Origin of the sequence: Bacillus sp. FSL K6-2839 (genome assembly GCF_038003365.1) — a bacterium.
Lineage (GTDB): Bacteria > Bacillota > Bacilli > Bacillales > Bacillaceae > Bacillus.
This window is the reverse complement of record NZ_JBBOOZ010000002.1, coordinates 179,933-203,347: the sequence shown is the minus strand read 5'-3', so window position 1 is coordinate 203,347 and position 23,415 is coordinate 179,933. Positions and strand designations below refer to the sequence as shown.

At 42.8% G+C, this 23,415-nt stretch carries 24 protein-coding genes; 9 read left to right on the top strand and 15 right to left on the bottom strand.

The genetic code is table 11. The features are described 5' to 3' along the window. Positions 1-22: 22 nt before the first annotated feature. Entirely contained in the window at positions 23-166 is a 144-nt protein-coding gene (locus tag MHH26_RS15105; RefSeq protein WP_003214884.1) for a hypothetical protein, read from the top strand. 116 nt (positions 167-282) lie between these two features. Continuing rightward, complete coding sequence (locus tag MHH26_RS15100; RefSeq protein WP_340973949.1) at positions 283-1,602, top strand: UDP-glucose dehydrogenase family protein; 1,320 nt, start codon at positions 283-285, stop codon at positions 1,600-1,602. Between the two features lie 34 nt (positions 1,603-1,636). Here the strand turns inward: MHH26_RS15100 and MHH26_RS15095 are convergent, their stop codons facing one another. The 5 genes from MHH26_RS15095 to alsS form a co-directional block, all read right to left on the bottom strand. Further along, positions 1,637-2,170, bottom strand: coding sequence for a chromate transporter (locus tag MHH26_RS15095; protein ID WP_340974411.1), 534 nt, complete (start codon positions 2,168-2,170; stop codon positions 1,637-1,639). Then, complete coding sequence (locus MHH26_RS15090) at positions 2,170-2,760, bottom strand: chromate transporter (protein ID WP_307500378.1); 591 nt, start codon at positions 2,758-2,760, stop codon at positions 2,170-2,172. The genes MHH26_RS15095 and MHH26_RS15090 overlap by 1 nt, the downstream gene beginning before the upstream one ends. 7 nt (positions 2,761-2,767) lie before the next feature. Then, positions 2,768-3,244, bottom strand: a complete 477-nt coding sequence (locus MHH26_RS15085) for an Lrp/AsnC family transcriptional regulator (RefSeq protein ID WP_307500377.1) — start codon at positions 3,242-3,244, stop codon at positions 2,768-2,770. A 153-nt stretch (positions 3,245-3,397) separates the two neighbouring features. Beyond that, the gene (gene budA / locus MHH26_RS15080) at positions 3,398-4,168 is read right to left on the bottom strand and encodes an acetolactate decarboxylase (protein ID WP_334750530.1); all 771 of its coding nucleotides are present in this window, start codon (positions 4,166-4,168) and stop codon (positions 3,398-3,400) included. 35 nt (positions 4,169-4,203) lie between these two features. Further along, positions 4,204-5,904: an acetolactate synthase AlsS gene (gene alsS, locus MHH26_RS15075; RefSeq protein ID WP_340973946.1), complete on the bottom strand. Its 1,701-nt coding sequence runs from the start codon at positions 5,902-5,904 to the stop codon at positions 4,204-4,206. Between the two features lie 150 nt (positions 5,905-6,054). Here alsS and alsR point away from each other — a divergent pair, with 150 nt between their 5' ends. Together alsR and MHH26_RS15065 are read left to right on the top strand one after the other, a co-directional pair. After that, complete coding sequence (gene alsR, locus MHH26_RS15070; protein WP_034660223.1) at positions 6,055-6,951, top strand: acetoin biosynthesis transcriptional regulator AlsR; 897 nt, start codon at positions 6,055-6,057, stop codon at positions 6,949-6,951. 50 nt (positions 6,952-7,001) lie between these two features. After that, positions 7,002-7,619, top strand: coding sequence for a flavin reductase family protein (locus MHH26_RS15065; RefSeq protein WP_095285699.1), 618 nt, complete (start codon positions 7,002-7,004; stop codon positions 7,617-7,619). A gap of 37 nt (positions 7,620-7,656) precedes the next feature. Here MHH26_RS15065 and rbsB read toward each other — a convergent pair whose 3' ends face one another. From rbsB to MHH26_RS15020, 9 genes are all read right to left on the bottom strand, one after another. After that, entirely contained in the window at positions 7,657-8,574 is a 918-nt protein-coding gene (gene rbsB, locus MHH26_RS15060; RefSeq protein ID WP_095285700.1) for a ribose ABC transporter substrate-binding protein RbsB, read from the bottom strand. Between the two features lie 13 nt (positions 8,575-8,587). Further along, entirely contained in the window at positions 8,588-9,541 is a 954-nt protein-coding gene (rbsC, locus tag MHH26_RS15055) for a ribose ABC transporter permease RbsC (RefSeq protein WP_012011497.1), read from the bottom strand. A 1-nt stretch (position 9,542) separates the two neighbouring features. Then, the gene (locus tag MHH26_RS15050) at positions 9,543-11,024 is read right to left on the bottom strand and encodes a sugar ABC transporter ATP-binding protein (RefSeq protein WP_340973944.1); all 1,482 of its coding nucleotides are present in this window, start codon (positions 11,022-11,024) and stop codon (positions 9,543-9,545) included. A gap of 15 nt (positions 11,025-11,039) precedes the next feature. Continuing rightward, positions 11,040-11,432, bottom strand: coding sequence for a D-ribose pyranase (gene rbsD, locus MHH26_RS15045; protein ID WP_060597455.1), 393 nt, complete (start codon positions 11,430-11,432; stop codon positions 11,040-11,042). Beyond that, positions 11,429-12,307 (bottom strand): ribokinase, encoded by an 879-nt coding sequence (rbsK, locus tag MHH26_RS15040; protein ID WP_340973942.1) that lies wholly within the window; start codon positions 12,305-12,307, stop codon positions 11,429-11,431. Before rbsK ends, rbsD begins: the two co-directional genes overlap by 4 nt. After that, positions 12,304-13,290, bottom strand: coding sequence for a LacI family DNA-binding transcriptional regulator (locus MHH26_RS15035; RefSeq protein ID WP_060597451.1), 987 nt, complete (start codon positions 13,288-13,290; stop codon positions 12,304-12,306). Before MHH26_RS15035 ends, rbsK begins: the two co-directional genes overlap by 4 nt. Before the next feature lie 117 nt (positions 13,291-13,407). Then, positions 13,408-14,550, bottom strand: a complete 1,143-nt coding sequence (locus tag MHH26_RS15030) for a Ger(x)C family spore germination protein (protein ID WP_340973941.1) — start codon at positions 14,548-14,550, stop codon at positions 13,408-13,410. After that, positions 14,540-15,637, bottom strand: a complete 1,098-nt coding sequence (locus tag MHH26_RS15025; protein WP_034660213.1) for a GerAB/ArcD/ProY family transporter — start codon at positions 15,635-15,637, stop codon at positions 14,540-14,542. Before MHH26_RS15025 ends, MHH26_RS15030 begins: the two co-directional genes overlap by 11 nt. Continuing rightward, complete coding sequence (locus MHH26_RS15020) at positions 15,627-17,108, bottom strand: spore germination protein (protein WP_307500366.1); 1,482 nt, start codon at positions 17,106-17,108, stop codon at positions 15,627-15,629. Before MHH26_RS15020 ends, MHH26_RS15025 begins: the two co-directional genes overlap by 11 nt. Positions 17,109-17,855: 747 nt before the next feature. Here MHH26_RS15020 and pgsB point away from each other — a divergent pair. The 5 genes from pgsB to MHH26_RS14995 all read left to right on the top strand — a co-directional run bounded on the left by pgsB (position 17,856) and on the right by MHH26_RS14995 (position 22,184). Next, positions 17,856-19,037: a poly-gamma-glutamate synthase PgsB gene (gene pgsB, locus MHH26_RS15015; protein ID WP_034660210.1), complete on the top strand. Its 1,182-nt coding sequence runs from the start codon at positions 17,856-17,858 to the stop codon at positions 19,035-19,037. Positions 19,038-19,052: 15 nt separating this feature from the next. Next, positions 19,053-19,502, top strand: coding sequence for a poly-gamma-glutamate biosynthesis protein PgsC (gene pgsC / locus MHH26_RS15010; RefSeq protein WP_012011488.1), 450 nt, complete (start codon positions 19,053-19,055; stop codon positions 19,500-19,502). 18 nt (positions 19,503-19,520) lie between these two features. Then, complete coding sequence (locus tag MHH26_RS15005) at positions 19,521-20,687, top strand: CapA family protein (RefSeq protein ID WP_034660209.1); 1,167 nt, start codon at positions 19,521-19,523, stop codon at positions 20,685-20,687. Continuing rightward, a complete protein-coding gene (locus tag MHH26_RS15000; RefSeq protein ID WP_003213661.1) occupies positions 20,684-20,854 on the top strand; it encodes a hypothetical protein in 171 nt (56 codons plus the stop codon). Before MHH26_RS15005 ends, MHH26_RS15000 begins: the two co-directional genes overlap by 4 nt. A 106-nt stretch (positions 20,855-20,960) precedes the next feature. Then, on the top strand, positions 20,961-22,184 hold the full coding sequence (locus MHH26_RS14995) for a C40 family peptidase (protein WP_307500365.1): 1,224 nt from the start codon (positions 20,961-20,963) through the stop codon (positions 22,182-22,184). A gap of 56 nt (positions 22,185-22,240) precedes the next feature. Here MHH26_RS14995 and MHH26_RS14990 read toward each other — a convergent pair whose 3' ends face one another. After that, positions 22,241-23,122, bottom strand: a complete 882-nt coding sequence (locus MHH26_RS14990) for a Cof-type HAD-IIB family hydrolase (RefSeq protein WP_340973940.1) — start codon at positions 23,120-23,122, stop codon at positions 22,241-22,243. Positions 23,123-23,415: the final 293 nt, after the last annotated feature.

Sequence of the window (23,415 nt, the reverse complement as noted above, 5' to 3'; positions counted from 1 at the left end):
GTGGAATCGAAAGGATACAGACATGGACAATAAGGGTTTAAATCAAGAAGAGTTTTTAAAAATTTTGATGTACGCTCATGATATTGGTGAGAATTCAAATGATGTCACCACAAAAGAAATGCTTGAAAATCTGATTGCTCATATTCGAAATGGTCTTGTTTCATAAAAGTGACCCCCTGCTAGTGATGGCAGGGGGTTTTTGTATGCTTTTATGAATGGAACGAAAGCTCCCGGCATACGATGTCATTACAAGCATAAGGCGTATGGGGAGCTGATGGTGTCATGAATATTGCAATTGCAGGCTGTGGATATGTGGGGCTGGTCACAGGTGTGTGTTTAGCGGAGGCAGGGCACAATGTGGCGTGTATTGATATTGACCGGAAAAAGGTCATGCAGCTGAAACAAGGACATCCACCTATGTATGAGCCAGGATTAAAAGAATTGCTGAAACGCAATCTTGAGCAAGGACGAATTCAATTTTACATAAATGGAGCGGCAGCCTACCCGCGGGCTGATGTGTTAATGATTGCGGTCGGCACCCCGCAGCAGGCAGACGGCCAAGCTGATTTACAGTATGTGTTTCAGGCTGCAAAGGAGATGGGCACAAAAGCGAAATCAGGTGCGGTTCTTGTGGTGAAAAGTACGGTGCCTGTCGGAACGGGTGATCAAATCGATCAGATGATACATCAAGAATTAGGACGGAATGAGCCGTTATCTATTGCATCTAACCCAGAATTTTTACGGGAAGGCTCTGCCATCTCAGATACTTTGAGGGCAGATCGGCTTGTCATTGGGGCTGAAACAAAAGCCGTATTAGACCAGCTAGAGGAGATGTATGCTGATTTCCACCTGCCAGTGGTCAAAACAGATCGAAAAAGTGCCGAAATGATCAAGTATGCATCAAATGCTTTTCTTGCGACTAAAATCAGCTTTATGAATGAGATTGCTTCCATTTGTGAAAAAACAGGTGCTGATGTTGAATGGGTTGCGCGGGGAATGGGGCTCGATCAGCGGATCGGTTCTTCATTTCTCAAGGCGGGAATTGGCTACGGAGGTTCTTGTTTTCCAAAGGATACAAATGCACTTGTCCAAATCGCAGGGCATGTGTCCCACGATTTTGAGCTGCTAAAGGCTGTCATTAAAGTAAACAATGAGCAGCGAGCTGGTTTTATCCGAAGCATTCAGGAGAGACTGGGGGCAAATCTTGAAGGGAAGCGAATTGCACTTCTTGGCCTTGCCTTTAAACCGAATACAGACGATATGAGGGAGGCGCCGTCGGTTCCGATTGCTCATGCACTCCATCAATTAGGGGCGGAGCTTGTAGCTTATGATCCTGTTGCCGCACGCCATGCCGCTCGTGAACTGCCGGATCAAGTCTTGTTTGCTCAAACGATTGAAGAAGCGATAAAGGATGTCCATGCAGTTTGTATATTAACAGAGTGGACGGAGATTCAGACGTTTCCGCTCACGTCCTACAAGGAATGGATGAGACAGCCGCTTATTTTTGATGGGCGAAACTGTCACACGCTTGAAGCGGCAGAACAAGCAGGGGTCGAGTATCATTCGATTGGGCGCAGACCGGTTTCTCCAATTTATATGTAAAAGAAAACCGATAACAGGCCATGTTATCGGTTTTTTAATGCGGCAGAATGAATCCGCCATATAAAAAGGCAGCCACAATGAGAAAGGCGGGGTGCATTTTGAATTTGGTCATAAAGAAAAAGGAGATCGCGGCAATGGCGAATGATTGCGTCCAGCCGATGGCTTTCACTGCATCTCCGCCGATTTCCCATGTTAATAAAAGCATCATCATCGCAATGACGGGCTGTACGGATAAGGTCATGCCTTTTACGGCAGGGGATTGGCGAAAGCGGTCAATCAACTTGAGCAATAAAATCAATCCAATGGCTGATGGCAGTACAGTTGCAAGCAATGCCACGATAAAGCCCGGCCAGCCCATGACGTCATAGCCTACATATGCCGCGATCTTCGTAGCAATTGGTCCTGGCAGTGCATTGGCTAATGCAAGCATATTGGAGAACCCTTCGTTCGTCATCCAATGAAAATGATTGACGATTTCTTCATAATTGAGCGGGATGGATGCAGGCCCTCCGCCATATCCTAATAGATTGGACAAGAAGAAAGCCCAGAATAAAAAGAGAATCAGCATCATGAAGACACTCCTTTCTCTTTATTTGTTCGATTCCAGCGTTGTTTCAGTTTGAAATGAAAGGCGCCATAGCATAAAAAGATGATGACAATGATTCCTGGATGAATGGACAGCACCTGCAGTCCGATAAAGGCAAGAAGGAATAGAGCGATACCGAAGATCATTCCGAAGCCTTTCAGCGTTTTTTGGCCAAACTCGTATGCCATGATCCCAAGCAGGACGGCAATAACTGGTGTTACGGCGCCAATCATATTTTGAATGATTTGTGAGGAGCTTAAGACGCTGACAAGTGTGACGAGTGCCACCATGGCGAGACATGTCGGTAAAATATGAGCAGCTGTTGCGACAATTGCGCCGGATACGCCCTTCAATCGATAGCCGAGATATGCCGACATTTTGGTCGCGATCGGACCTGGTAATGCATTGGCGATGGCGAGTGTTTCTCCAAACTCGTCATCATTGATCCAGTGATATTTCACCACCGCCTCATGGCGAATGAGCGGTATGACGGAAGGACCTCCGCCAAAACCGAGAATACCGGTTCGCATCATAGCAATGATGAGTTCGATATATGATTGCAAGTGCTTCAACTCCTGTCTACAATTTCATGCCCATTCGGCTTTTGTATCGTTTAATGAGCATTTGGCAGTCCACACTCACGACGCCTTCTAGCGGGTATAGCTTTTTTGTGAGGAATGTCTCCATTTCATGTTCATTTTGAAAAATGCCATGCATATGCAGCTTGCTTGGCCCTGTCATGTGATAAAGGCTTGTGACAGCTGTTTCCTGCTCAAGTTGAAGGGCTACTGCTTCTAAAAATTTCGGTTCCACTTCTACATTAAAGAAGACAGAGACGTGAATGCCGATCTTAGCAGGGTTAATCACTGTAGTGAATCGTTCAATGACGCCTGCTTCAATCAGCTGCTGAATGCGGGCTTGTACGGCAACACGTGAAAGACCGACTTGTTTCCCGAGATCTGTATAGGACATACGCCCGTCCTCGTGTAATAGGGATAAAATTTGTTTATCCCTTTCATCTAATGTTAGGTTCGGAATGCTATAGTCGTTTGACACCGTATAACCACCTTTCTTCTGTTGGTATTTTATCATATTTTATTACGTATAGAATGAAATAATTTCAATTTACTAACGAAATGAAATATCATGGAGTGATAAATAATCTTTTTGCATAAAAAGACACCCCGGAATCAACGGGGTGTCTTCATTTTATTGATCTGGGCTGCTTTCCGCACTGGCAATTTGTTGTGCAAGGTCAGCTCGATCAATGTCTGCTTGGAAGAATTCCTGCGTATTTGGCAGATGTAAATTCATATGACGTTTTTGAGAAATTCGGATGGTCACTTGATCAACGGTGTAATCAAATACGTGTCCGCCGACACTTCGATCATCATCAATGAAATGAAGATGATACCCACTCACCGCAATACCATGTGCGTACTGCGGTGTACGGAAACCAGCGATCGTTCCTTGAATATCCTCGAAATCGAAAATAGGCTGTGACTTGACTGCTTCCACCATCGGAACGTAAGGTTTTTCCTGTTTTTCGACCGTACGTGTTTGAACCTTTTTGAATGATCCATCAATGCGGATCGCATAAAAAACATTCTTACTAGGTAAAATGCGGTCGATTTCTTCTTCTAGCTCTTTGGACGTCATGGCTGCATCAATGCGATGAACGATATCTGTTTCAAAGAATGCTAGAGAGCAGAATGGTGAATAGTCTTGATCGGTAACCGGTGTCGCTGTTCCATCCGAGCGCAGTCGATAAAATGCGCCGTCAAAGCCGATCAGCTCTCCATCTAATTGATTGAATGTACCAATGCCGAAATCACCGTGCTTGGGAATATGTGCAAGGGAGAAATCTCCATCATATACGGCTTCCAGCAAAGAGGTCATCGTCGATACTTGATAAACCTCTTGCTGTTTGTCATGTTGTCTTGTGTCGTTCTGTTGATTCATTGGGTGCATCATACCCATATCCGCTCACTCCTTTGATGTAATGTATGGACATCTTATCTGACGTTCAATGTGTGTTTTTCACGAAAGACTTCTGGCCATTTTTGACTGGCGAGGTCTGGGTTGTCTTGATAGTCAATCGGAATATCAATAATAACGGGTCCTTCTATGTTTATACCCTTTTGAAGGACAGTTGAAAGCTCTTCAGGTGAGTTAACCCGTAATCCAGTCGCTCCAAAGCTTTCCGCATATTTCACTAAGTCGATCTGTCCGAATTCAACGCAGGATGTGCGGTCATATTTCATTTCCTGCTGAAACGCCACCATGTCGTATGTGCTGTCATTCCAAACAAGGTGAACGAGATTTGTTTTCATGCGGACGGCTGTTTCAAGCTCCATTGCAGAGAAGAGAAAACCGCCATCACCTGAGACCGAAATGATCTTTTCATCTGGATTCAGTATGGAAGCCGCAATTGCCCATGGTAAGGCGACGCCTAATGTTTGCATTCCGTTACTCACCAGGAATGTGTTCGGCTCATAGACGCGGAAGTGACGCGACATCCAAATCGCGTGAGATCCGATATCACACGTGACCTTCGTGTCATCAGAAATCAGGCGTCTTAATGTATGAATGACATTCAGCGGGTGAGATAGATGACTGTCTCTTTCTGGTGCTTTTTCAATGTCGCTTAACAGCTCCTGTAATTCAGTGACTAAATCAATTTGTTCTTTGCATAGAGAAAGTGGAACACTGTCATGGGCTAGATGTTTAACGGTTTCAGCTATATTGCCTACAAGCTCAAGCGCTGGCTCATAAAAATGATCAATATCTGCCTGCATGTCATCCACATGGATGATCTGGCGCTGCTGCGGCTGAATATTCCAATGCTTCGGATCATATTCGATTGGATCAAAGCCGATGGTCAAAAGGACATCTGCTTGTTCAATGAGTAGATCCCCCGGCTGATTCCGGAATAAGCCGATTCTGCCTACATATTGAGACTCAAGCTCTCTTGAGAGAACGCCGGCTCCTTGGTACGTTTCGACAAATGGAATCCCAAGTGTTTTCAATAATCTTCTAGTGGCGTTTGCAGCAGCTGGACGACTTGCTTTCATTCCCACAATCGCAACAGGTAAGTGTGCATTTTGAATTTTGGCGATGGCCGAACTGATGAGAGCATCCGGTGCAGGACCTAGTTCTGGAGAAGGGTGAGCAGACACTGGTGTTTGTGTGGTGTGTTCTGTCACGACATCTTGTGGAAAGCTGATAAATGCTGCTCCAGCCTGCCCCTTTTGTGCCGCGCGAAAAGCATTTGTTAAGGCTTCAGGTATATTATGAACGTCTTGTACTTCAACACTGTATTTTGTGACTGGTTTGAATAATGCCGCATTGTCGAGTGATTGATGTGTTCGTTTCAGCCGATCCGCACGAATGACGTTTCCAGCGATTGCGACAACAGGGTCACCTTCTGTATTGGCTGTTAATAGACCTGTTGCTAAATTAGATGCGCCAGGACCTGATGTGACGAGACAAACACCTGGTTTGCCGGTTAAGCGGCCGACAGCGGCTGCCATAAAGGCTGCATTTTGTTCGTGTCTGCATAGGACAAGTTCTGGACCTCTGTCTTTTAATACATCAAATACGGCATCAATTTTTGCACCTGGAATCGCAAAAACATGGGTCACACCTTGAGCAATCAGCGTATCGACAATCAATTCTGCTCCTCGTCTTGTTAGGGGTTGTGCTTGAGAATTCATTTACCCCGCACTCCTTTCGGCAAGTAAAATTTTTTATGAAAATATATTTTCATGATATGATTTACTATACATTTCAAAAAGAAAATTTTCCAATATATGTTTAACGTGATTTTAATATGTTTCACGAATAAGTGTGCGAGGAGTGAAAGGATGGAACTGAGACATTTGCAGTATTTTGTCACAGTAGCGGAGGAGCTGCATTTTGGCAGAGCAGCCGCACGGTTGAATATGACACAGCCTCCACTTAGTCAGCAAATTAAGCAGTTTGAAGAAGAATTGGGGTTTCCTTTGTTTCACCGGTCGAAGCGAGTGGTGGAGTTAACAGCTGCTGGAAAGGTCTTTTTACATGAGGTGCGTGGTGTGCTGCATCAGCTTGATAAAGCCGTTGATCATGCCCGGCATACAGCAAGAGGAGAGCTGGGGAAAATCATCATAGGGTTTGTTGGAACAGCGACGTATGATATTCTGCCGCCAGTTGTACGCGAATTCAGAGAGCTGTATCCCTCTGTCAGTATTGAGCTGAAGCAGCTTTCTGTTCCGCAGCAGCTAGGGGCGCTTTTAAATGGGGAGATTGATATCGGTTTTTTACATCCTACATCTCCGCATGAAGAACTTGTCAGCCGTTTGATGAAGCAAAGTGAATGTATTTTTGCGATTCCGAAAAATCATCCGCTGGCGAAAAAAGAGGCGGTCACGATCGAAGATATCCGTCATGAACCGATCATTTCTTTATCAAAGGAATCATGGCCGTCCCTTTATCAACACTTTGTCCTGCTATGTGAAAAGTACGGATTTTCTCCGAATATTGTGCAGGAAGCAGCGGAATATCAAATGGTTATTGGCCTTGTCACAGCTGGTATCGGTATTGCGGTCATTCCAAAATCAGCCCGGCGTTTATTTAATCTAGATGTTGTGTATCGGTCCATTGAAGGTGAACAGCTTCTGGCGGAATGGACGATTTCCTATAGACGAGAGAATCATAATCCTGCTTTATTTCATCTTGTCCACCATATCCTGCATCGCACCGAGCCGGAATCAGAGGCATAGAAAAAGGGGTATGGTATGATGTCGTTACACTAAAAGGAGGCGTGCCTGAATTGATTACGTTGCAAATGGATCAGCTGTCACGAAAAGAAGCATATAAATTATTATCTGGCTCTATTGTTCCAAGACCGATTGCGTTTATGACAAGTCTGTCTAAAGACGATGTCGTCAATGCCGCACCATTTAGTTTCTTTAATGTCATCAGCGGACATCCGCCGCTCATCGCAGTTTCCATCGGACGGCGTCAAGGAGAGATGAAAGATACAGCAAAACATATCATCGACAGGGAAGAATTTGTTGTCCATGTGAGTGATGAAGCGATGATTGAAGATATTAATGAAACAGCTGCTACTTTGCCAGAGGAAGAGAGTGAGCTGAATCGCACCGGTCTTCATCAAGTGAAGAGCAGTGTGGTCTCAGTGCCGGGAATCAAGGAAGCACGCATTCGCTTTGAATGTCAGCTCGAAAAGCATCTGACCTTTCAAAATGATGAAGGGGAGATCACAGTCGATCACATCATTGGCCGGGTTGTGTGTGCGCATTTAGATGAGGCTGTTTATGATGCGGAAAAAGGATATGTTTCTTCTCATGAATTGAAGCCAATCGCACGTTTAGCGGGAAATGATTATGCCCATTTAGGGACGTCATTTGTGCTGAAAAGACCAGAATAATAGGAAAAACCCCCGAGAGCTATCGGGGGTTTTGTGTTTATTTTTTCTGTTCTAGTTTCAGTGGAGCTGCGATGTTCTTTTCTACTTTTTTCCCTTTTAGGACGTCGTTTGCAGCGCCGACTGCCAGTTTTCCGATCAGCTCTGGCTGCTGGGCGACTGTGGCAGATAGTTTTCCTGCTTTGATCGAGTTGAGTGCATCTTCGTTTCCATCAAAGCCAACGACGAGAATGTCTTTTCCAGAGCTTTGGATCGCCTCTAATGCGCCAAGTGCCATTTCATCATTGTGGGCAAAAACGGCTTTGATGTCAGGGTTTCCTTGAAGGAGGTTTTCCATGACGTTGAGTCCTTTTGTTCGGTCGAAGTCAGCCGCTTGTTTGGCTGTCACTTTTAGATCTTTATCTGCTATTTGATGGAATCCTTTTCCGCGCTCACGTGTAGCAGAAGCGCCTGGTACACCTTCTAATTCAGCGACTTTTGCTCCTTTACCGACCTTGTCGATGATAAAGTTGGCTGCCATTTCGCCGCCTTTGACGTTATCTGAGGCGACCAGTGCTTCTACCTTACCGCTTTCTGCTGAACGGTCTAATGTGATGACAGGAATATCTGAAGCATTCGCTGATTCGACAGCGGTTGAGATAGCAGATGAATCAGCTGGATTGATGAGTAATGCGTCGACCCCTTGCTGAATTAAATCTTCTACATCACTTGTTTGTTTCGCTGAATCATTTTGTGCATCTGCAATGACCACTTCGATGCCGAGCTTTTTCGCTTCTTTCGTCACACCGTTTTTGAGAGAAACGAAAAATGGGTTGTTTAAGGTCGAGATCGAGAGCCCGATTTTGATGTCTTTTTTCTTTCCATCTTTTGTTGATTTGGCCCACTCTGGCGGTTCTAGCGAGCAGGCAGAAAGCATGAATAATGAGAGAGTCAGAATGAGAATGAGATATTTTTTCATAGCAGCTGCCTCCTTAAGCAGATTTCTTTCTGTCTAGTAGGACTGCAATCAAGATGACAATCCCTTTCACAACAGATTGATAGAATGATGATACACCAAGTAAGTTCATACCATTGTTCAAGACACCGATGATGAGCACCCCGATCAGTGTGCCGACAATTCGCCCTCTTCCGCCAGACAGGCTTGTCCCGCCAAGTACAACAGCAGCAATCGCATCAAGCTCATAGGATGTGCCAGCTGTTGGCTGAGCTGAGTTTAGGCGAGAGGTCAAAATGGCACCCGCTAAAGCAGACATGAAACCTGCCAATGAATAGATCATAATTTTTACGCGTGGTACTTTGATTCCTGAAATAAGCGCAGCTTTTTCATTTCCGCCGATGGCATACGTTCTTCTGCCGAAAGGTGTTTTATGAAGAAGCACCCAAAGTACGATAAAGGTGAGAAGCATCGTGATTGCTGGAACAGGAATGCCTAAGAAATATCCGCGGCCGAATAACTGAAAGGCGTAGTTCGAGCCGAGTCCTGTAATCGGGTTTCCGTCTGTATAAACAAGTGTTAACCCTCTAAAAATCGTCATCGTGGCAAGTGTTGCGATAAAAGGAGCCATTTTTCCTTTTGTAATTAAAAGACCGTTGACCATCCCAAGAATAGCGCCGATGATACTGCCAACGATAATAGCTAAAATCGGGTCCATACCAGACACGATAAATCCGGCAGTCAGCGCACTAGAAAGTGCTAAAATGGCACCGACAGACAAATCAATTCCTCCGGTTAAAATAACAAACGTCATTCCAAAGGCAATGAGGGCATTAATGGAGATTTGTCTCAGTAAGTTTAAGATGTTTAATGGCTCTAAAAAGGCTGGATTTAAAATAGAAACAATGGCGACAAGGATGATGAGTCCTAAGAATGGCCCAAGCTTTTGCATGATGTTGTCAAATCGTCCATTTGAAGTAAGTGGTTTCATGTTACTTCCCTCCTGTAGCTAGTGTCATAATTCGTTCTTGTGTTGCGTCTGCTTTATTTAATTCTCCGCTGATGGTTCCTTCATGAATGACAAGCACTCGATCGCTCATCCCTAGAATTTCTGGGAGCTCAGAGGAGACCATTAAAATGGCAACACCTCGATCAGTCAGTTCATTCATTAACTGGTAGATTTCTCGTTTCGCTCCGACATCGACACCTCTTGTCGGTTCATCTAAAATTAAGACCTTCGGCTGGATGCCGATCCATTTGGCGATGACGACTTTTTGCTGATTTCCACCAGAGAGACTTCGAGCAGAGATTTCAGAGGAAGCCGTTTTAATCGTCAGTCTTTTGATGAGCAGGTCGACAAAATCCTGTTCGTTTTTCTTATCAATCAGTCCTTTTGGAGAGAAGCTTTCTAAGTTTGGCAGACCAATGTTTTCTCGGATGGATGCATCCAGCATGAGTCCTTCATCTTTGCGATCCTCTGTGATAAAGCCGATGCCGAGCTTGACGGCATCACTTGGTTTTTTAATGACAGCCTTTTTCCCATGGACCCAGATTTCACCTTGATCAAGAGGATCAAGACCAAACAGCGACCGCATCATTTCGGTTCTGCCAGCGCCCATTAAGCCTGCAACACCGACGATTTCTCCAGCTTTGACTGAGAAACTGATATCATGAAATTGTCCTTTTCTTGTCGCTTGCTTCACCTCAAGGACAATATCTCCTAGAGAAGGCGATCTCTCAGGGTATCGATCTGTTAATTCGCGGCCGACCATTTTTTTGACGACCTCATGGAAATTCGTTTCAGGTATGGCTTTCGTATCGACTGTTTTCCCATCGCGCATGATGGTAATCCGGTCACAGATCGCAAAGATTTCCTCCATACGGTGAGAAATATAGACAATGGATACGCCTTCTTTTTTGAGAGATTCAATGACCTGAAAGAGCTTTTCAATCTCACGGTCTGTTAAAGCTGCTGTTGGCTCATCCATGATGATCACCTTCGCATCAGTCATTAATGCCTTTGCAATCTCAATCATCTGTTTTTGTCCAACAGAGCAGCTGCCTGCCTCTTGATCAAGCGAGAGGTTCACAGACAATCGGTCCAGCTGGCTTTGGGCAAGAACCTTCATTTTCTTTGTGTCTAGCAATCCAAACTTCGAATAGATTTCTTTCCCGATGAATAGGTTTTCCAAGACGGTCATATCCGGCCATATGTTGAGCTCCTGATGAATAAAGGCGATGCCGTGTTGTTCCGCTTCCTTCGGATTTTTGAAAGCGGTTTCTTTTCCGTCGATTTGAATCGTTCCTTGATCTAATGAATAAAGACCTGTGAGCAGGTTCATTAAAGTTGATTTTCCTGCGCCATTTTCGCCCATGAGCGCGTGGACCTCACCTGTGACGAGGTCAAAGGAGACCCCGGAAAGAACGGTGTTTTTTCCAAAGGCCTTATGGATGTTATGCATCTCAATGTTCATATCTGGCTCCTCCTTTTAAAAGATGACACCGGCATGAAGAATGCAGTTTGCGTATGGGGTGGCTTCACCCGTGCGAATGACTGCTTTTGCCTGTTTGGTCATGTTTTTGAACGTCTCGTGGTCTACATCATGTAATGGCTGTGAGAACGCTTTCTTTAGAAATAGATGATCTCGTTCATTGGCTTCTTTGATTTCACTAGCCACAGTAATGTGTTCAACCGCCATTTCCTGAAGAAGGAGGGAGGTGACCTCCTGAAAGGACGGTGTGCCGATTGATAACGCCAGGTCGATTTTGACTGGACCTTCTGGAATAGGAAGACCGCAGTCTGCGATGACGATTGTATCTGTATGACCAAGGTCAGCAAGTACCTTGGCGATATGACTGTTTAAGATGCCGTTTTTTTTCATTTCTTTTTCTCCAGTTCTTCTCTTGTTGGCATGCCGCCTTGTGCACCGAACTTTGTGACAGACATTGATGCTGCAAGGTTAGCGAAGGCAAGTGCGTCATAGAGAGATTTGCCTTCTGTTAAGGCGACAGCCAAGGCTCCGTTAAAGGTATCGCCTGCTCCTGTTGTATCAACTGCTTCAACAGGAAAGCCTGGAACTAGCACTTCTTTCAATCCGTCAAAAAATCGAACCCCATTTTTCCCTTCTGTGATGAGTAATTTGTTAGGGTATTGACGCAAGGCGTCTTCAATTGGGAGTCCATCAAACATGAGAACAGCTTCGTGCTCATTCGGTGTAATATAGGCAGCCTGGTCTAAAACCTGCTGCGATACTTTGCGGGCAGGTGCAGGGTTTAAAATCACAGGGATTTCTTTGTCACTGCAAATGGAGCAGACAGCTTCGACTGTTTCTTCAGGTATTTCCTGCTGAATGAGAACTATCCCAATATCATCTATTGTAGAAAGTGCCTCTCTAACATAGTCAGGAGTGACCTCGTCATTTGCTCCTTTGACCACGACAATGCTGTTATCACCTTCTGCTAAAATGATATGGGCGGTGCCGCTTTCCATTTCGGTAACCGGTTTCATATATGAGGTGCGGACCCCTTGATCTTGTAGATTGCTGACAATATCCTGACCATAAGCGTCATCACCGACCCGGCCGACCAAGTATACATCTGCACCGAGTCTGGCACTTGCGACTGCTTGATTGGCGCCTTTTCCGCCTGGGACGGTTTTAAATGATTCGCCTAAAACTGTTTCACCGGCATTTGGCCGTTTATCCGATGTGACGACTAAATCCATAGAACAGCTTCCTACTACGACAATATGACTCATTGTGAATCCACCTTTCTTGTGGTCTCTCGTTCAATAAAAGAGACGGGCATTTGGATAACTGGTTGATCTATAGGTTGTTTCTGAATCGCTTTGATTAACAGCTGTGCCGCTTCTTTCCCCATCTCATAGGCAGGCTGCCTAATCGTAGATAAGGAAGGGAAGAGCAGCTCGCTTTGCGGAATATCATCAAACCCAATGATTTGAACATCATCTGGAATGGCTTTTCCGATCCGAAGCGCTTCGTGTATGACCGCTGTTGCGACGATGTCATTGCTGGCAATGATGCCATCTGTTTCAGGGTACAGCTGGAAAAGAGCCTTGGCGCTCTTGCGGGCTTCTTGAAAGGAAAATGAAGCATTAGACATCACATGAAAGTCGACTCCTTTTTCCGTCAGTACATCGAGTGCGCCCTTGAATCGCTGCCTCGCTGTTTGAAGGTGGGCAGGTCCTTTTAGCAGTGTGATCTGCCGGCTGCCGCGTCTGATTAATTCCATTGCGGCCATTTTCCCGCCAGCTGCAGCATCTGCAAACACAGAAGGTGCATGTGGAACGGTTCGATCTAAGAACACAACCGGTAATTCATCATCATTGTATATATCTGATTCAGGTTCGTTTGTGACAGCGATGACACCGACCACTTGATTTTGTTTAAAGGTTTGTAAATAGGCCATTTCCTTCTCTCGATCTTCATCACTGTTTCCGAATAATAACCGAAAACCATGCGCATGAATTTCGTCCTCAACGCCTCTAGCGAGCTGAGGGAAGAAGGGATTCGTAATATCAGGTAAAATCAAACCGATTAAGCGTGATTCTCTTTTGAAAAGGGATCTAGCCACTTCATTGGGAAAGTAGTTCAGCTCCTGCATCGCTTGTGTCACGCGGGTTTTCGTATCTGTATGGACATATCCAGTATCGTTAAGCACGCGTGAAACAGTGGCAACAGACACTTGTGCAGCTTTTGCAACATCTTTAATTGTAGCCAATGGAGTGCCTCCCTTCATGAATGTGTAACCGTTTACACAGATAGATTATCATGAAAGCATTAAAATGACAATCTTAAAAAAATAAAAAAATAAAAGAAAGATGCTATCTTCCTTTTATTAACTAGTAATCCCTGTTTCTGTAATGTTCACTTTGATTTTTAGGATGATTTTTACATTTGGATAATCAGTTTTCCAATTCATTTTTACATATTCATCATAATTTTTAACGCGATACTTTCTTCCAAGACTTAACACGTCGGAGTTTGATTTCTGCAAAACAGAGATTACTTTTTCTGCTTCCTTTGTGAAAATAGCTGATAATCGTTTGTTTAGTTCATCGATCTTTTTCGTACTATCTAAATTGTCTTTCGGATATTCAACGACAGCTGTTTTGAATTCGAAATCTAGCCCAATTATCACGTTTCGATGATCAGAATTGAGAATACGAATATCTCGTTTTAAGTCGGTGACTTGGATGGTAATATAGTTATTTCCCTTCAACTCCATATCATTTCTGATCTTTTTAGTGAAATTTGCATATTTCCCGATTTTATTATTCATGAGATTGAGAAGCATGGCATCTTGACCATAAAGCTCACCAGTTTTTTTCTCATTATCGAATAAAGCCACACCTGCTACTTTGATTAGTTGTTTAGACTGATCAAATACAATTAAAGGCAGGGTAAAGTCTTCTCCTGTTTGGAGCATCTTTGAGCGTATGCTTTGAATATTTCCAGCGGTCACTTGTGAACCTTTTGATGCAGTTGTAATGAGATTGTTTAAATAGTCACTGACAATGAGCTGTTCTTTTAGTAATTTGTTGATTACATCAATACTTGAACCGCCTTTCACAACGGCTAAATTGGCAAGCAAAGGACTTTTCGGATCGCGATAGAACATGTCTAAGTAGGGAAGTAGTTGATTTTGAGAGAATTCATCACCGATCAGTAAAATCCTCATTTTTGACATATCAATCTTTTGGTCAACCATTCGGCCGAAGTCTGTTCCCGCTTTACGTAAAGTTGGAGCATTGGTTGTCAGTACAGTGGTTGAATAAGTACTTGAACTTCCTTGCTGCATACTTTGAGACTGTTGTACTTTTCGATAGGTAATAGATACTTTTGCGTTACCATCTTCCCCTTGATCAATGGCGGAAGTAAGGACAAGGGAGATGTTTTTTAATAGGTTTTGATCCCAGCAGCCAGGCATCATGGTGAGAGACACGCACATGAGGAGAGTCAGGACATATTTATGACGCATGTGATTTCACCTTCTTTTTACGTTGTTTGATAAAGATAATGATCGCCATGAATGCTGGAAGTGTGTAAATGAACGAATACTGAGCAATCGTTGTAAAATCATTGAAACGCTGAATGCGAAAGTTATCGACTGCCAAAAAACAGCTAGACGCATATATCAGAATGGCGAAACAATAAACATATTTTTTGTGATCCTTTTTCTTCAGTAAACTGGAAATGCCATTTGCACAAAAGTACAGATAGTTACTCAATGTGGCAAGAATAATAAACACCCAGAAGCTAAGAAAAATTAAATCTGTCCGCTCAATGATACCGAAGGAAATGGTTTTTAATAAGTAAAGAACAGGGTTGGGAATCACATCAAGCTCAATTGGACTAAAAAACATAAAACAAATCAATGTAATAAATAGGTAGTAAAGCGTCGTGCATATATTTGAAATGGTCATGATTTTATACCGTTCCTTAATAGTGCCTTTCATAAAGGGAGAAAGAATAAGGATCATCTCAAATCCATTCATCGATAGGACGACGTCCTTCAGCCCAAGCTGAAACTGAGAAATGTCTGTTTGAAAAAAAGGCATCAGATAATCGATATTGGTCCCTTTTAATGAATAGAACATCAGCAAGGAAAGCAAAAGGAGAAGGGGAGTTAAGATAAAGTTAAACCTGACAATGGCTGTAATTTGCTCCTTCGCAATATAAACAATGGAAGTAATGAGTAATAGATTGATGACCCAGTTTGGCGTCAGCGGCAGAACCCACATACCAATAATTCTGGTGAAAATGGATAAAACGACAATACAGACGGAGGCAAAATACAGTATATACAGTGCAATCAGTAATTTCCCAATCCATTGACCAAATACATCAATTAATGCTTGGAAGAATGATGTTTCTGGATATTTATGAATGATGTAAATGAAAATGGTATTGATGATTTGGATAAAAAAACAGGCGACAATGATCGCCATCCAGCCATCGTGTCCCATGTCTTTCATCAAAAAGTGGGGGAGCGATAAAATACCGACACCAATTTGAGATTGAATGAGAAAAAAGACAGCTTGAGGTGGAGATATTTTATTTTTCATTTTTCTTTTTCCATCCTCTCAAATGTTCAATTTGCTTTTTCTTTTGCGGATTTAAATAAACAGGGCGATTTTTGTACATCCACATTGGGAGGCGAATTACAGTATCTTTTAAATCCTGCCAGTTAAATGGAGCAACAGGTGATAAGTATGGCACCCCTAGTGATTCAAGGCGGCATAAATTCATGAGAATGATGGATAATCCAAATGAAATGCCAATAAAACCAAACATAGATGCCATGAACATGAGCGGGAAACGCAGCATCCTAATCGTGGCCGTCATTTCAAATGACGGAAGTACAAATGAAGCGACAGCGGTCACAGCGACTACAATGACAAGAACATTTGAGATGAGTCCTGCTTGTACAACAGCATCCCCAATGACCAAACCACCTACGATACCAATGGTTTGACCAATTGGTCTAGGCAGACGCACCCCTGCCTCACGAATGAGTTCAATGGTAATTTCCATTAGCATCGCTTCTATCAAAGGAGGAAATGGGATACCGATAATTGAATTTTTCATCGTTATGGCTAATTCATCTGGGACGACCTCATAATGAAAGCCAATGACAGCGATATAAAAAGATGGCAAAATGATTGCGATGATACAGGCAAGATAGCGGAGAACACGGATAAACGTAGCCGGAATCCAGCGGCTATTATAATCATCAGGTGATTGAAAGAAGCTAAAGAAGGTGACAGGAAGAATGATGGCCATCGGACTGCCATCCATCATCACCACAATTCGCCCTTCAAGGATTGCAGATCTCACCTTATCAGGGCGCTCTGTATCAATAAGCTGCGGGAAAATAGAAAATGAATCATCCTCAATCGCCTCAACAATAGAGCCAGGACTTAGCAGCGTGTCTACTTTAATAGAAGAAATCCGTTTGTTTACCTCTTCTACCTTTTCTTGATTAGCGATATCAGATATATAAACAGTCGCAAGCTTTGTTTCAGATTTTGTACCAATCTTATGATACTGAATGGCGAGCTTTCGATCATTTAAATGCGAACGCAGTAAGTAGATGTTGGTATCAAGACTTTCAACAAATCCGTCATGTGCTCCAGCAATAATACTTTCAGATGAAGGTTCAGAAATAGAGCGCAGCGGCGGCTGACCGACAGAAAACAATTTGATCTGTGAGGAATTTTCATCAAGAAACGCAATGCTTCCAGCAATAATACTGTCAGTGATCAGCGTCAAGTCACCTGTTTCGAGTGTGCTGAGAGATTTCGTATATTCCTGCTTTCCAGGAGGACCTAACAAGTTGCCGATAATGAAATCATTTAGTTTGCCTTCATCTACTCTTGTTTTAATAAAAAACAGGACAGATTTCGTTTCATTCACCATTAACTCTCGGTATTCAAAATCCCCGCTTTGCTGAAATGTCTTTTTCAGAATCCGGATTTTTTCCTCGAAGCTGCCTGATAAAAAATGCAAGCGTGTTTGCTCATTGGCGTTTGGCATCTTTAGCCTCCTCTCACAGTTTTTTTAACCATAGTGTAAGCGGAGAAGCTGATTTTATTCGTCATCTTTGGGGAAAGCATGACATGAATTGACAACTTTCAACTAAAATCATATTAAAAATGTTAAGAAATGATGAATCTTGATAAAAACAAATGAATAATGTTTCATTGTTTAGGTCATAAGGAGCGAATATCGTAAAAAGCAGGTATTCCGAAATGATCAATAGTTTACATCTTATCCCAATTTTTTGTGACCCGAAAATAAGCATATGACTTGATTTTTTTAGAGGTGACCTTTGTCATAGGTCAACGCGCAGCATTCTGACCGTTGAGGATGACTTTCTAACCTGTTCCTTCAAAAATCGAAAACATTCCAAAACACGCACTATTCATTTAAAGCGCTGATATGACTGATGTTATAGAGTTTAAAGGGCTATAAAACATTGATTCAAAATACATCTTAATAATTGTCAAAAAATTTAGGGAGAAAAGGACAAAAGATTTTCCGATGCTTGATGGTAACGCTTTCTCTTGATTGAAGCCGAAATTCATACCGATTTTTGTCCGCCTTTTGGCCTTTTCATTTAAAGAAGAGCTAGGCAAATCCGCCTTCTGATTAGAGGAATTTGGCATACGAGGAAGTGAAAGATTATGTTACATAATACCGATTGTGATTTTATGCTGAACCTATATACTGTTGATTGAATTTACATATCACACTCATAAAAAAAGGAGATGTAGATAAGCGATGTGGTTAATCGTTATAGCCTGTGTCATCATGTTAGGGATTGGCTTTATTGAAAAGAAGCGTCACCAGAAAAATATCGATGCCTTGCCGGTGCGCGTCAATATTAATGGTATTCGCGGAAAGTCTACCGTTACAAGATTGACAACCGGTATCTTAATGGAGGCAGGTTATAAAACTGTCGGCAAAACAACGGGAACAGATGCAAGAATGATTTATTGGGATACGCCAGAGGAGAAACCGATTAAAAGGAAACCGCAAGGACCGAATATCGGTGAGCAGAAGGAAGTTATGAGAGAAACCGTTGAAAGAGGAGCAAATGCCATCGTCAGTGAATGTATGGCAGTAAATCCAGATTACCAAATTATCTTTCAGGAAGAGCTGCTTCAAGCGAATATTGGCGTGATCGTAAACGTTCTTGAAGATCATATGGACGTAATGGGGCCGACACTTGATGAAATAGCAGAAGCCTTTACAGCGACAATTCCTTACAATGGACACTTGGTTATTACGGATAGTGAATATACGGAATTCTTTAAAGAGATTGCGAAAAAACGCAACACAGAAGTCATTGTTGCAGATAATTCCAAGATTTCTGATGAGTATTTACGGAAATTTGAGTACATGGTCTTCCCAGATAATGCCTCACTTGCACTTGGTGTTGCACAGGCATTAGGAATTGATGAAGATACGGCATTCAGAGGAATGTTAAATGCGCCACCTGATCCAGGAGCGATGAGAATTCTTCCATTAATGGACGCGAAAACACCTGGACACTTTGTAAATGGTTTTGCGGCAAATGACGCATCATCTACATTGAACATTTGGAAGCGTGTGAAAGAGATTGGATATCCAACAGATGAACCGATTATTATCATGAACTGCCGTGCGGATCGTGTAGATAGAACGATCCAGTTTGCGGAGGATGTACTTCCTTATATTGAAGCAAGTGATCTTGTCTTGATTGGTGAAACAACAGATCCAATTGTGAAGGCATATGAGGATGGGAAAATTCCGGCTGACCACTTACACAACCTTGAATATCAATCTACAGAAGAAATTATGAATATGCTTGAGAAAAAGCTTCATAATCGAGTGGTTTATGGAGTCGGCAATATTCATGGTGCCGCTGAACCGTTAATCGAAAAAATTCAAGAATACAAAATTAAGCAGCTTGTCAGCTAGGAGGAAATATAGAAAATGTTCGGATCAGATCTTTATATCTCGTTAATTTTAGGTGTTCTACTTAGTTTAATCTTTGCAGAAAAAACAGGAATCGTACCAGCTGGACTTGTTGTCCCAGGTTATCTGGCGCTTGTATTTAACCAGCCAGTCTTTATTTTAGTCGTCTTATCTGTCAGCTTGCTTACGTATGTCATCGTTCGCTTTGGTCTATCGAAATTTATGATTTTATACGGACGCAGAAAGTTTGCTGCGATGCTAATTACAGGGATCGCCTTAAAGCTTGTATTTGATTTCTTCTATCCAGTGGTTCCATTTGAAATAGCAGAATTCCGCGGAATCGGTATTATCGTTCCTGGATTGATTGCAAATACGATTCAAAAGCAAGGTCTTACGATTACCCTTGGAAGCACGTTACTTCTAAGTGGTGCAACATTTGCCATCATGTATGTTTACTATCTATTTTAAGATAAGGTGTGTCCAATGATGAATAAAAAATTGAGCTTTCAGGAAAAGCTGCTGAAAATCACAAAGAACCAAAAGAAAAAGACGAATAAACACGTACTGATTGCTTTACCGATTGTCATTGCTTGTACATTTCTATTTACGTTTATCGGGAAAGCACAAGTGCCAACTGTACAAAAGAATCCAGAAAACATCCTGACCGCTTCGTTTGTCGGTGACATTATGTTTGGAAGAAACGTAGAGAAAGTAACAGACCGTTATGGAAAACAGCATCTCTTTCGTTACGCCAAGCCATATTTTGATGTGTCAGATTATGTGACTGGTAACTTTGAGCATCCAGTCGCATCAGATAAAGAACAAGCGGCACAAAAGAATATTCATTTGAAAACAGACGAAGATTCTGTCAAAGCATTGAAGGATTTGAATTTCTCTGTATTAAACTTTGCGAATAACCATGCGGCAGACTATGGTGAAAAAGGGCTGAACAACACGATTGATGCCTTTGAACATGCTGGCATGGATTATACAGGCGCAGGCCGTAACCTTCAGGATGCGAAGCAGAACATTTCGTACAAAGAAGTAAATGGTGTCAAAATCGCTACACTTGGTTTTACTGATGTGTATGGGAAAGATTTTAAAGCAACGAATCGCCAGGCGGGTATCTTGCCAGCCGATCCATCTATCTTTATTCCGATGATCTCGCAGGCTGCTGAAAAGGCAGATATCGTCGTTGTTCATGCTCACTGGGGACAGGAGTACAACAATGAGGTAAACGATAGACAAAGAGAATTGGCAAGAGCGATGTCAAAAGCTGGCGCTGATATCATTATCGGTGCTCATCCGCACGTTCTTGAGCCAATGGAAGTCTATAACGGTACGGCGATCTTCTATAGCTTAGGGAACTTTATTTTTGACCAAGGCTGGTCAAGAACACGTGATTCTGCACTTGTTCAGTATCATCTGAATGAAGATGGAAAAGCGACATTTGAAGTTGTCCCAATGTACATCAAGGAAGCAACACCTGCTCCGGTTAAAGCAGGATCTTTTGAATCAAAATCCATTATCCGTATGCTGACAAATGGTACGAATGCGGATTGGAAAGAAAAAGACGGACACATTTTCTTTGAAGTAGATCACGCAGATAAAGTTAAACACTTAAAAGAAAACGGAGGGAAAGAGAAGAAATGAAATTCCTAAAAGCAAGCTGGCCGTTTGTTGCGTTAATTTTAGTCTTTGTCTTTATGTCTGCTTTTAAATTTAGTGACAGCCTCACAGATCATGAAAAACAAAAGATCTCGGTTGAAATGCAGAAAATCGAACAGCAAAAGCAGTCAAAAACGGAAGCAAGTAAATAATTTTAAAGAGCATAGAGGGCGCGCATTGCGTGCTCTTTTTTGTCGAAAAAAGGTGTAAAATGAAAGGTGTCATGCCGAAACTATAGAAGAAAGGAGGGGAAAGATCATGAAATGGAAAGAAATATTGATTGGTGGGTGTGCGCTCGTAGGGCTGATGTTCATGTCTCAATCAGAAGTATCTGCTCAAACAGCGTCTCCTTTGGAGCAAGCGGAAAAGCTGATCGGAACACCTTATCATAAAGGAGGAACCGATCCAAAAACGGGCTTTGACGCATCTGGATTGATTCAATATGTGTACAAGACATCAGAAGCATTTGATTTGCCGCGGAAGGTGATCGACCAATATCAGATTGGAAAAAAGGTATCATGGGACAAAGCCCAGCCCGGTGACCTTGTATATTTTCGCAGCCTTGAAGAAACAAAGGATATCCCGACACATGTGGCGTTGTACGCTGGTAACGATCAGATCATCCACATCACGCTCAGTCAAGGTGTGGTGAAAACAGATGTCAGCAAAAGCAAATACTGGACGGACCGATTTTATGCAGTCAAACGACTGCCCGGTACACCGGAAATCTCTGATGACCGTCTTGTGAAAGATGCGATGAAATATTTAGGTATTCCTTATGTATTTGGTGCAGCAGACCCTAAGGTTGGCTTTGATTGTTCAGGCTTTTTACAATATGTATTTGAAAAATCACTAGGGATTTATTTACCTCGAAGTGCTGAACAGCAGTGGATGGTTGGAGAAAAAGTGGCATTAGCGGATATACGTCCAGGGGATTTTGTCTTTTTTAGCAACACATATAAGCCAGGCATTTCTCATGTAGGGATGTATATTGGGGGCGACCGTTTTATTCATGCGAGCCGTTCGGAAAGTGTCACGATTTCTTATTTGTCTGAATCGTATTGGCGCGAGAAATGGACAGGTGCGAAACGATTAACGGACCTGAAATTATCAAAAGAAGATCCGGTTGTATCAAAAGCGGCAACGTATATTGGGGAAGTCCCTTATGTCAAAGGCGGGAAGAATCCAGAAGAGGGATTTGACACAGCAGGGTTCACACAATACGTGTATCGAGAAGTGCTCGGTATTGATCTGCCTCGCTATGCGTCAGGTCAAGTCAAGACAGGTACGCCTGTGAAACGTTCGGAGCTGAAGCCGGGAGATCTCGTTTTCTTTAGTGGAACGTCATTGATGCCGGCGATTTATGCAGGGTCAAATCAAGTCATTCATGTGACCGTCTCAAATGGTGTCGTGCTTACGAATATGAAAACAAGTACGTACTGGAAGGATAAGTATGAGACGGCTGTTAGAATCAAAAAATAAAGAAAAAGCCCGATCCACGTTCGTATCGGACTTCTAGACTTCTCTCTAGGCGCTGATCAGACTAGCGTCTTTTTTTCGTGGAATTGATTTTGTAAAAGCAGATCAATAAAGTAAGCAACACCGTCTTCATGATTGCCTTTTGTGATGTAAGTGCTCTTTTCTTTAATGACATCAACGGCATTCCCCATTGCAATGCGGTGGCCTGCTTCCTCAAACATGGATAGATCGTTGGGGCTGTCGCCAATCGCATAAATATGTGAGCGGTCTACGCCATAATGAGCTGCGAGCTTTTTGAGAGCATGTCCTTTCCCAGACTCTTTTGGCAGTACCTCAATGATATGTTTTCCAGAAGAGGTCAATGAAAGCTCAGGCATTTCCGCTAGAAGATTTCGTGCTTCCTGTAGTTTGTTCATATCAAATGAGAAGCAGAGTAATTTATAGGTCGCTTCATTCGACTCAAAAATCTGGCGAATATCATCCACTGGTTTGATGCCAAATTGTTTGAATTGAGTCATTGCCCCTTCCCATAAATCAGCTACATCCTCATTTGGGTTCGCACTTTTGATCACATCAAATTCTGCTTTCAGCTTCTCTTTTCCATCAAAAGGAGAGAGGAGCGCATCGTCCGTATAGACCTCAAAGTAAATGTTTCGTTCTACTAATGCCTTAGCCGCTCGTTTTCCTGCTTCTTGGTCAAGTGTGATACGGCTGAAAAGTTCGTATCCTTCGGTATGAACAGTTCCGCCGTTTGCTGCAATAATGGGGATGTCCAAATCGCCAAGCAGTTCCTTTACATCAAAAGTCGCCCGCCCGGTACAGATGGTGACAATATATCCCGCTTCCTTCGCACGAATCAATGCCTCCTGGTTTTGAACAGATATTTCACTTTTTGTATTTAAAAGTGTACCGTCTAAATCAATCGCAATCATTTTTTTCATCGCTGTCAAATCCTCCTTTATGCATGCAATAGCCTTTTTAAAGTATGTACGATTTCCTTCATTCTCATGAGCAATGGGATGCTTGTTCCTCTCTATCAAGGCTAAACAAAAATGATCGAATGATCAAGGGAATAAGCCAAAGGGTTAAAATCTACATCATCGTCAACAAGTAGAAAAGCGCCCCCTTAGGGACGCTTTCAGCGTGTAGACAAACCCTTGCATTCTTTGTCAGTCCTGCGCGCTGGTGCTCACGAATGTCAAATTCGCTCCGCGCCAGTGCTCGTCCTTCCTAG